This is a genomic window from Ferrovibrio terrae, assembly GCF_943371255.1.
GTDB lineage: Bacteria > Pseudomonadota > Alphaproteobacteria > Ferrovibrionales > Ferrovibrionaceae > Ferrovibrio > Ferrovibrio terrae_B.
This window is the reverse complement of the sequence record NZ_CALRUC010000143.1, coordinates 1-9,546: the sequence shown is the minus strand read 5'-3', so window position 1 is coordinate 9,546 and position 9,546 is coordinate 1. Positions and strand designations below refer to the sequence as shown.

The following is a 9,546-nucleotide window of genomic DNA, read 5'->3' as shown; positions in this document are numbered from 1 at the left end:
TGCTGCATGATCGCCGTATTGAAGGTCTTGGTGTAGCTGGTGCGGCGGGCGTCGCCGGCCGCATCCAGGCAGGGCTGCAGATGATTGTTGCCCACCAGTGTCATCACGGTGTCGAGCAGCAGCGGGAAGCCAAGTGTCTTAGTGCCATCCTCGGCTTGCAATTGCCGGATCGTGCGCGGGCCGTGTTCAAAGGCGGCGATGACCGGGTCGAAGGCCGCAGGGTTGAGACCGAAGCTGCCCAGGGCAGTCAGCAGATTGCGTGGAATCTCCGCCGGCAGCACGGTCAGCGCAAAGCGGGTATTGGCAATCAGGTCGTTGCGTTCAAACTGGGCGAGCGAGAGTCCGCCTTTTATATACAGGTCGCGGCGGAACTGGCGGTTGGCCAGGAAGTCACGCAGCACCTCGCGATGATCGGCATTCGGCGTTTCATTCAGCAGCTTCTGCTGTTCTGGATTCAGGTTGAAGTGATCCAGGTGGTCGAGCATCTGGACGCTGGCGGCGAAATTGAGCTTGGCATCCCGGAAATCGCGCGCCACATCGGTATGGTAGAAAATCGTCCAGTCGCGATTGAAATATTCATGGGCGACATAGGAGCGCGTCTGCTTGCGGACACTGTCAAAGCGGTCCTTGAGCATGGGGTAAACGCGGGTGTAGAGGCTGTTGGCGTCGAACAGGCCCTGCACCTTGTCGAGCGCGTGATCGATGCGGTTGAGGATCGGTTCGTCCGGGTTGCCGGCAAACATGATCATCAGATCGCGCAGCGGGCTCATGGCGGCCCAGCCCGGGTGACAATTGTAGCTGATATAGACAACGCCCCCAACTTTCAGGCGGCGCGCGATGAAATCGACGATATGCTTGCGGTTCTCCGCCGAGACCCAGCTGTATACGCCATGCAGGACGATGACATCGAAGTCGGGCAGGTCGCGGCGACCGAACTCCTCGAAGGAATCATCATAGAACGAGGCGTTGGCCACCCCGGTATCCACGGCCAGCTTGCGCGCATAGGCGATATGGCTGGGCAGGAAATCATTGGCATGGAATTCGGCATCGGGATGGGCGGCAGCCAACAGAAGGGTGCTGAAGCCGTGGCCGCATCCAAGCTCGCAGTAGCTGAAGCGCTCCGGATCGACGCCGGTTTGTATGTTGCGCGACAACAGCGCGAAGCGGTGCATGGCCGGGTTCAACTCACGGTAAAAATCGTGCGTATATCCGACGTCTACGTAACCTTCAGTCCAGTCCACACCAGCCTCCCTCACCCATTCCCTATCGTGCGGGAATGACTGCATTAATAGCAAGGACTTTCCCTGCTGCGTCACGACAACGCAGGGGGCATGGTTGACCATGGGCGTACCTGCACCGACTATTACAGGGATTCTATCCCGGCATTCGGATGAGGCCAGTTTGAAACCTACCCGGCGCACGATGCTTCTGTCCGGCCTCGCTGCCGCGCTGGCCCCGCGAATGGTTCTGGCGGCGCCCGAGTCGCACAGCATCACCGCGCGCGCGGTGCCCCGGACGCTGCCCGGCAATGCCGGGCCGTCGACCTTGTGGCTGTACAATGAAAAATACCCACTGATATTCCGTGCCAAGCGGAATGAGCCTTTCACGGCCGTATTCCACAATGAGCTGCGTGAGCACAGCACCATTCACTGGCATGGCGTGCGCGTGCCCTACGGCATGGATGGTGTGCCCTATATGCCCCACGACCCGGTGAAGCCGGGCGACAGCTTTACTTATCAGTTCAGCCCACCGGATCCGGGTACCTTCTTCTTCCACCCCCATTGCAACACGGTCGAGGCGCTCGGGCGCGGCCTGGCCGGGGTGCTGATCGTGGAAGACCCGCGCGACCAGGGCCTGTTTGATCTTGAGCATGTGCTGGTGCTGAAGGACTGGCGCAGCCGTCCTGATGGCAGCTTTGGCGATTTCCTGACTGACGCCGGCGCTGCGCGGGCCGGCACCTTCGGCGATTTGCGCACCGTGAACGGCGAGGTGATGCCGACACTCACGGTGCCGCCCGGCGCGCGGGTGCGGTTGCGCATTCTCAATGTCGATTCGACACGCATCCCGATGCTCAATCTGCGCGGCGCCGCCAACCCGGTGGTGATCGCCACCGACGGCAATGCCTGTGATCCCTTTGCGCTGAACGGCTGGCGCCTTGGTCCGGCCATGCGTGCCGATGTGGCTTTCATCGCGCCGACGAAGAGCGGCGCAGAGATCGTGCTGGAGGATGTGTTCAGCACGCGCCCACGTCCGCTGGCCAAGTTGGTGACAGCGGGGGATGGTCTGCGCTCCACCAAGGCGGTGCTGCGATTGCCGGCGGCAGAGTTACCGATGCCCGACCTCAAGGCGGCAACCACGCTGGATATCCAGCTGCTGGCCGGCAGTCTGGATCCGGCGCTGGAATCCTGGGCCAAGCAGAATGGCGTCAGTGTCGATGAACTCTGCCTGACCCAGAAAGTGTTCTGGTCGATCAACCGGCAGACCTGGCCGGGCGCGGCCCATGACCGCAAGCCGCCGCCGCTGTTCGAGCTCAAATCCGGCAGGAGCTACGTGGCCGAGCTGTTCAACGGCACGCCGCATCAACATCCGATGCATCTGCATGGCCACACCTTCCGGGTGCTTTCCTCGTCGGAACGCGACCTGCCGCCGCACTGGGCCGATACCGTTCTGGTCCGGCCCAAGGAGCGCATCCGCATCGGCTTTGTCGCCGGCCAACCGGGCGACTGGATGTTCCACTGCCACATCATCGAACACCAGGAAACCGGCATGATGAGCTATCTGCGGGTTGCCTAAGATTAAGAAGATTTAATCCGGCGTTCAGGTCCGGCGAAGCCGGCGCTTCCTATGTTGCAGGTGTGAGTTTCCCCCTGCCTCAAGGAGCAGATCAATGAAAACCATCTCCCGCCTCAAGCGTTCTGTTGCCGCAGTGCTGCTGGCCAGCACCATCCTGTCCGGTGGTGGCGGCTATCTGGCCGCCCGCGCCTTTGCGGCCGATAGCGCTCCGCTGGCCATGCCGGCCGAGCAGAGCGTGGCACCCGCCATCCGGCCGTCCTTCGCCGATCTGGTCGAAAAGGTGAAGCCGGCTGTGGTCAATATTTCCACCACCGAGAAGGCCGAAGCGCGCCAGCGTGGTCCGCAGCAGGTGCAGCCCGGCTCTCTGGAAGATTTCCTGCGCCAGTTCATGGAGCAGGGCCAGCGTCGCCGTGGCCCGCAGCATGCACTCGGCTCTGGCTTCATCATCGATCCCAGCGGCTACATCGTTACCAACAACCATGTGGTGGAAGATGCCACCAAGATCGTGGTGACGCTGGATGATGGCAGCGAGCATACCGCTGTGGTGAAGGGCCGCGACCCGAAGACCGATGTGGCTTTGCTGAAGATCGAAAGCAAGACGCCGCTGCCTTACGTGGCCTTTGGCGATTCCGACAAGGCCCGTATCGGCGACTGGGTGATTGCCGTCGGCAATCCCTTCGGCCTGGGCGGCAGCGTTTCCGCCGGCATTCTCTCAGCCCGCGGCCGCGATCTCAACAACGGTCCGTATGACAATTTCCTGCAGATTGATGCCCCGATCAATCCGGGCAACTCGGGCGGCCCGATCTTCGATGCAACCGGTCGCGTGATCGGTATTTCGACAGCGATCTACTCGCCAAGCGGCGGCAGTGTCGGCATTGGCTTCGGCGTGCCCTCCAATCTGGCCAACACGATCGTTGCCCAGCTGCAGAAAGGCGGCAAGGTCGAGCGCGGCTGGCTGGGTGTCAGCATGCAGCCGATGACCGAGAGCCTGGCCAAGGCCGTCGGCCGCAAGAGTGCCGATGGCGTGCTGGTGGCCGAGGTGGTGCCGGATGCACCGGCGGCCAAGGCCGGTCTGCAGCAGGGCGATGTGGTCACCATGGTGAACGGCCAAACGGTCCGCGATCCGCGTGATCTCGCGACCCAGATTGCCATGCTGAAAGCCGGGGACAGCGCCAAACTCGGTGTCTGGCGCGATGGCAAGGAGAAGACTCTTAGCGTCACCATCGGCGTCCAGCCGACCGACCAGACCGCCGCGCTGAATGATGCGGCGGGTGAGGAAGGCAAGGTGGGCTTAAGCCTGGCGCCCCTGACGCCGGAGTTGCGCAACCGGCTGGGGCTGGAGAATGGCGTCAAGGGTGTGGTGGTGGCCGAGGTCGCCTCCGACAGCAAGGCCGAAGACAGCGGCGTGCGGCCGGGCGATGTGATCGTCGGTGTTGCCGGCAAGACCATCACCAGCCCGACACAGGCGGTCGATGCCATCAAGACCGCCCAGCGCGAGAAGAAGGAAGCCGTGACCCTGCTGGTCATGCGCAACGGCACCACCTATTATCTGGCCCTGCAACTCGCTTAAGGCCGGTCGGCCGGGGTGCCCCCCGTCATCCCGGCCGCCGCTCAATCTGTCGGTCCATGAAAATCCTGCTCGTTGAAGACAATCCGCAGGTTTCCCAGTTCGTCCGCAAGGGGCTGACTGAATCCGGCCATGCGGTCGATCATGCCGATAACGGCCGTGACGGCCTGTTTCTCGCCACCACCGAAAGCTACGACGCCATCATTCTCGACCGCATGCTGCCGGGCGGGATCGACGGGCTGGGTATCATCGAGGCCTTGCGCCGGACCGGCAACACCACGCCGATCCTGATCCTGAGTGCACTGGCCGATGTGGATGAGCGCATCCGCGGCCTGAAAGCCGGCGGCGACGATTACCTGACCAAGCCCTTCGCCTTTGGCGAGCTGGAGGCGCGCCTGATGGCGCTGGCCCGACGCGGCCAGACGGCGGGCAACGAGACCATGCTGAAGGTTGGCGATCTCAGCCTCGATATCCTCAGCCGCAAGACCACCCGGGCCGGCAAGCCAATCGTGCTGAAACCGCGTGAATACAAGCTGCTGGAATATCTGATGCGCCATGCCGGCCAGGTGGTGACTCGCACCATGCTGCTGGAGAATGTGTGGGACTATCATTTCGATCCGCAGACCAATGTGATCGACGTGCATATCAGCAACCTGCGCCAGAAGATCGATGCGGGTTTCGAGCGCCCGCTGCTGCACACGGTGCGTGGCGCCGGCTACCGCCTGAGCGACAATGCCTAAAGTCCTGCGCTCAACCGCTATGCGGCTGGCCCTGGTGTTTGCCGGGCTGTTTATGATCGCGACGCTGCTGCTGGGCGGTCTGCTGTGGTGGAATACGGCAGGCTATCTCGATCGCGAGACCGATGCGGTGATTACCGCCGATACACGGGCCATCGGGGATCGATTGCGCGATTTTGGCCTGGCCGGTGCGGTACAGACCATGAGCGAGCGGATTGCTGCCGATTCCGATGGCCGTGCCATCTACCTGCTGACCGATCCCCGCCTGCGGCCGTTGGGTGGGAATGTCGATGCCTGGCCATTGAAAGTCGGCGCCGGTGCCGGCTGGTACGAGATTGAACTGGTGCACCGCGACCGGCTGCATGTCAGCCGCCTGCTGCATGTAGTGTTACCCGGCAATTTCCAGCTGCTGGTCGGCCGGGATGTGCAGGACCGTGTCGAGATCCGCAACCTGTTCCTGCGCGGCCTGGCCTGGGCCGGGGCGGCAGCGTTGGCTCTCGCGTTCTTCGGCGCCTGGCTGATCCGCCGTGCTGTCGAGCATCGCATCGAGGGCATCAACCGCACGGCGACGGCCATTGTGCAGGGCGATCTGGCGCGACGGGTGCCGCTGCGCGATACCGATGATGAATTCGACCAGCTGGTCGCCACCATCAATCGCATGCTCGACCAGATGCAGCATCTGATCGAGGGTGTCCGCAATGTCTCGAATGCCATTGCCCATGACCTGCGCACGCCGCTGGCCGAAACGCGCGCCCGGTTGGAAACGCTGCTGCGGCAGCCGGCGGGCACGGAAGCATCCCTGGATGGCATCGCCGCCGCGATTGCCGATATCGACCGTCTGATCGGTGTGTTCAATGCGCTGCTGCGGCTGGCCGAGCTGGATTCCGGCCTGCGCCGCGCCGGCTTCGCCCGGATCGATCTTTCGGCGCTGGTTGAAGATGCTGCGGAACTCTACGGCCCGGCGGCCGAAGCCAAGGGCATCACGCTGACCTGTGAGGCGGAAGCCGGGCTTGGTGTTGATGGCGACCGCTACCTGCTGGCCCAGGCGGTCGGCAACCTGCTCGACAATGCGGTGAAATATACCCCGGCCGGGGGCAGCATCCGGCTGAGTGCCGGGCAATCCGATGGGCATCTTATGCTGGCGGTGGCCGATAGCGGCCCGGGTATTCCGGATGCCGAACGGGGCAGGGTGACCGAGCGCTTCTATCGCGGCGATACCAGCCGGCATGCCGAGGGGGTGGGGCTGGGCCTGAGCCTGGTGGAAGCCGTGGCACGCCTGCATGGCGGTACCCTGCAATTGGATGGTAACAATCCGGGGCTAAGGGCGGTCTTGGCACTGCCGGGGCCGGCTTGATAGAGTTGGCCATGGCACATGACCACGACCACCATCATCACGATCACGATCATCACCACGACCACGGCACCGTGCTCAGCGATGTCGAGCTGCGGGTCCGCGCGCTGGAAAGCGTGCTGGTCGAGAAGGGCTATGTCGACCCTGCTGCCCTCGACCTGCTGATCGAGACCTACGAAACCAAGGTTGGCCCGCATAATGGCGCCCATGTTGTCGCCAAGGCCTGGAGCGATCCGGCCTATCGCGACTGGCTGATGAAGGATGCCACCGCTGCGATCCAGTCGCTGGGCTATATCGGCCGGCAGGGCGAGCATATGGTGGCGGTCGCCAACACGCCGGCGATCCACAACATGGTCGTCTGCACCCTGTGCTCCTGCTACCCCTGGCCGGTGCTCGGTCTGCCGCCGGTCTGGTACAAGTCGGCGCCGTATCGCTCGCGCGCGGTGATGGACCCGCGTGGCGTGCTGGCCGATTTCGGCGTTGCGCTACCCGAGGGCAAGCAGATCAAGGTTTGGGATTCCACCGCCGAAGTGCGCTATCTCGTGCTGCCTGAACGGCCGGCCGGGACGGATGGCTGGAGCGAGGAACAACTCGCCGGACTGGTGACGCGTGACAGCATGATCGGCACCGGCCTCGCCAGGGTGCCGGCATGAATGGCGGCGCGGATATGGGCGGCATGCAGGGCTTCGGTCCGGTGCGCCATGAAGGCGAGCATGAACCGAAATTCCATGCGGCCTGGGAAAAGCGCGTGTTGGCGATGACACTGGCCGTCGGTGCCACCGGCCAGTGGAATATCGACATGTCGCGTTCGGCGCGCGAAAGCCTGCCACCGCCGCAATACTTCGCCAAGACCTATTACGAGATCTGGCTGGCCGGCATCGAGAAGCTGATGATCGAGCGCGGCATGCTCTCGGCCGCAGAGATCGAGGCTGGCCATATGCTGGCGCCGCCCAAGCCGCTGCCGCGCATCCTGACGCGCGAGGCGGTTCCGGTCGTGCTGGCGAAAGGCGGGCCGACCGAACGCCCCAGCGACCAGCCGGCGCGATTCAAGGCGGGCGATCGCGTGCGGGCGAAGAATATCCACCCCACCGGGCATACCCGCCTGCCGCGTTACGTGCGGGGCCATATCGGCACCATCGAGCTGCTGCATGGCGCGCATGTTTTCCCCGACAGCAATGCCCAGGGGCAGGGTGAGCAGCCGCAATGGCTCTATACCGTGCGCTTCGCGGGTCGTGAGCTGTGGGGACCGGATGCCGACCCGACGCTCTCGGTTTCGGTTGATGCCTGGGACAGCTATCTGGAACCGGCGTGACGACATTGCGCGACATCCTGCCCGATCTGCCCTGCGACGATACTGCGGCGCCGGTGTTTCGCGCGCCCTGGGAAGCGCAGGCTTTTGCCATGGCTGTGGCCCTGCACCAGAAGGGCCTGTTCACCTGGCCGGAATGGGCGGCGGCACTGACGTCGGAGATCAAGGCTGCACAGGCCGCGGGCGATCCCGATACCGGCGCGACCTATTACCAGCACTGGCTGAAGGCGCTGGAGCGCCTGACGGTGGAGAAGGGTGCCGCGACGCCGGCGGCCCTGCAGGACAAGGCCGCGGCCTGGGATCGTGCCGCGCGCGCCACGCCGCACGGCCAGCCGATCACGCTTTGACTTAAACGGTCGGCGGCAACGCCACGCCGAGCTTGTCAGCCCAGGGCTGCAGGCTCGGCATGATTTCCGGATGCAGCGTCACGCCATCGGCCTGCTGCTGCGCCCGCAGCTTGAGACCGCGTTCGCCGGGCATGCGGACCGGTGGGTTGCCCGGCTTTACCGGCGCGGTGCGGCAGGCCTGGGCCAGCCATTCGGTTTCTTTGGTGAAGGCCTCTGTGCCGCCGAAGGCGGCCGGATCGATCACCTGCAGAAAAACGCGGGCGCCCCATTGTTTGGAGCCGATGGCGCGGCCCGAGCCGGCAAGACTAGACGTCAGCATCTCGACGAGCAGGCCCATCGCGAAGCCCTTATGGCCGAGGTCCATGCCGCCAAGCGGCAGCACGGCGCCGGGCGGATTGGCGAGGAAGCTGGCCGGGTCGTCGGTGGCATTGCCCTGGTTGTCGACCAGCCAGGGGCCGCCCAGTTTGCCGCCCGTGCGGTTGAGCCGCGCCACCATGCCGTTGGTGGTGGTGGATGCGCTGATATCGAAGATCACCGGTGCGCCCTTGGTGGGCCAGCCGCCGGCAAGCGGATTGGGCGTATAGCGGCCGGCAATGGCACCGAAGGGGGCCACCGAGCCGCTGGCAGGATCCGAGCTGGCGATCAGGAGCGCCATGCCGCGCTCGATGACGCGCAGCGGATAGGCGGCCAGACAGGCGATGTGATGGGAATGATTGATCACCACGGTGCCGGTGCCATAGATCTTGGCGCGTACCGTTGCCGCCTCGATGGCTTTCAGCACCAGCCAGGGGCCCGGCAGATAATGACCGTCCCAGGTCAGAACGGCGGGCCGTTCCGCGATGATGGTGGGCTCGCCGACCTTGGCCATGCGGCCGGCTTCCAGTTCACCCAGATATGGGCCCAGCAACTGCAGGCCGTGGGTGCTGTGCCCCATCAGATCGCCTTCGACCAGAATGGCGGCCGTGGCGCGGGACTTTTCCTTGTCCAGGCCGGCCTTGCGCAACAGATCGATGGCAAACGAGATGAGAGCAGTGGCGGCGTAACGGTCCGTCATGATGAATCCGGTGCTGGAAAAACAAACGGCGCGCCAGATGAAAGCGGCGCGCCGTCGGGTTGGGTAACGGTCTGAATCAGCCGAGCGCGTTCTGCACGGCCCGCTGGGCGACGACACCGACCAGATGGGCGCGGTATTCGCCGCTGCCATGGATGTCGCTGTTCATCTTCGACGGATCAGTCTTGATGCCCTTCAGCGCATCCGGGCTGAAAGACTTGGCCAGAGCCGCTTCCATCTCTGTATGACGGAACACGCAGGGTCCGGCGCCGGTCACGGCAACGCGCACACCGTTTGCGGTTTCGGCCACGAAGACGCCGACCATGGCATAGCGCGAGGCCGGATTGCGGAACTTCTCATAACCGGCGCGCTTGGGCTGCGGGAATTCGAT

The 9,546-nt window shown here is 64.1% G+C and carries 9 protein-coding genes and 1 pseudogene; 7 read left to right on the top strand and 3 right to left on the bottom strand.

What is annotated here, in order from left to right; genetic code table 11:
- The coding region (locus AAG799_RS20735) for a class I SAM-dependent methyltransferase (protein ID WP_341898857.1) at window positions 1–1,172 on the bottom strand (1,172 nt) is incomplete at its 3' end.
- 250 nt (window positions 1,173–1,422) lie between these two features.
- Here AAG799_RS20735 and AAG799_RS20730 point away from each other — a divergent pair.
- The 7 genes from AAG799_RS20730 to AAG799_RS20700 all read left to right on the top strand — a co-directional run bounded on the left by AAG799_RS20730 (window position 1,423) and on the right by AAG799_RS20700 (window position 8,104).
- On the top strand, window positions 1,423–2,793 hold the full coding sequence (locus AAG799_RS20730) for a multicopper oxidase family protein (RefSeq protein WP_341898856.1): 1,371 nt from the start codon (window positions 1,423–1,425) through the stop codon (window positions 2,791–2,793).
- A gap of 94 nt (window positions 2,794–2,887) precedes the next feature.
- Window positions 2,888–4,363: a DegQ family serine endoprotease gene (locus tag AAG799_RS20725; RefSeq protein WP_341898855.1), complete on the top strand. Its 1,476-nt coding sequence runs from the start codon at window positions 2,888–2,890 to the stop codon at window positions 4,361–4,363.
- 56 nt (window positions 4,364–4,419) lie between these two features.
- Window positions 4,420–5,100, top strand: a complete 681-nt coding sequence (locus AAG799_RS20720; protein WP_341898854.1) for a response regulator transcription factor — start codon at window positions 4,420–4,422, stop codon at window positions 5,098–5,100.
- On the top strand, window positions 5,093–6,451 hold the full coding sequence (locus AAG799_RS20715) for an ATP-binding protein (RefSeq protein ID WP_341898852.1): 1,359 nt from the start codon (window positions 5,093–5,095) through the stop codon (window positions 6,449–6,451). The genes AAG799_RS20720 and AAG799_RS20715 overlap by 8 nt, the downstream gene beginning before the upstream one ends.
- A gap of 11 nt (window positions 6,452–6,462) precedes the next feature.
- Window positions 6,463–7,101, top strand: a complete 639-nt coding sequence (gene nthA / locus AAG799_RS20710) for a nitrile hydratase subunit alpha (RefSeq protein WP_341898851.1) — start codon at window positions 6,463–6,465, stop codon at window positions 7,099–7,101.
- A complete protein-coding gene (nthB, locus tag AAG799_RS20705) occupies window positions 7,098–7,760 on the top strand; it encodes a nitrile hydratase subunit beta (protein WP_341898849.1) in 663 nt (220 codons plus the stop codon). Before nthA ends, nthB begins: the two co-directional genes overlap by 4 nt.
- Entirely contained in the window at window positions 7,757–8,104 is a 348-nt protein-coding gene (locus AAG799_RS20700; protein ID WP_341898847.1) for a nitrile hydratase accessory protein, read from the top strand. The genes nthB and AAG799_RS20700 overlap by 4 nt, the downstream gene beginning before the upstream one ends.
- Before the next feature lies 1 nt (window position 8,105).
- Here the strand turns inward: AAG799_RS20700 and AAG799_RS20695 are convergent, their stop codons facing one another.
- Window positions 8,106–9,158 carry an Ldh family oxidoreductase gene (locus tag AAG799_RS20695; protein ID WP_341898845.1) on the bottom strand — a complete coding sequence of 351 codons (1,053 nt, stop codon included), beginning with the start codon at window positions 9,156–9,158 and terminating at the stop codon, window positions 8,106–8,108.
- Window positions 9,159–9,234: 76 nt separating this feature from the next.
- Window positions 9,235–9,546 (bottom strand): annotated as a pseudogene (locus AAG799_RS20690) (carbon monoxide dehydrogenase); the annotation flags it as partial.

Excerpts from the sequence above, each read along its gene's own strand:
- nthA (WP_341898851.1), top strand. The coding sequence starts at position 6,463 with ATGGCACATGACCACGACCACCATCATCACGATCACGATCATCACCAC.
- AAG799_RS20730 (WP_341898856.1), top strand. The coding sequence starts at position 1,423 with ATGCTTCTGTCCGGCCTCGCTGCCGCGCTGGCCCCGCGAATGGTTCTG.
- AAG799_RS20720 (WP_341898854.1), top strand. The coding sequence starts at position 4,420 with ATGAAAATCCTGCTCGTTGAAGACAATCCGCAGGTTTCCCAGTTCGTC.
- AAG799_RS20725 (WP_341898855.1), top strand. The coding sequence starts at position 2,888 with ATGAAAACCATCTCCCGCCTCAAGCGTTCTGTTGCCGCAGTGCTGCTG.
- AAG799_RS20715 (WP_341898852.1), top strand. The coding sequence starts at position 5,093 with ATGCCTAAAGTCCTGCGCTCAACCGCTATGCGGCTGGCCCTGGTGTTT.
- AAG799_RS20695 (WP_341898845.1), bottom strand. The coding sequence starts at position 9,158 with ATGACGGACCGTTACGCCGCCACTGCTCTCATCTCGTTTGCCATCGAT.
- nthB (WP_341898849.1), top strand. The coding sequence starts at position 7,098 with ATGAATGGCGGCGCGGATATGGGCGGCATGCAGGGCTTCGGTCCGGTG.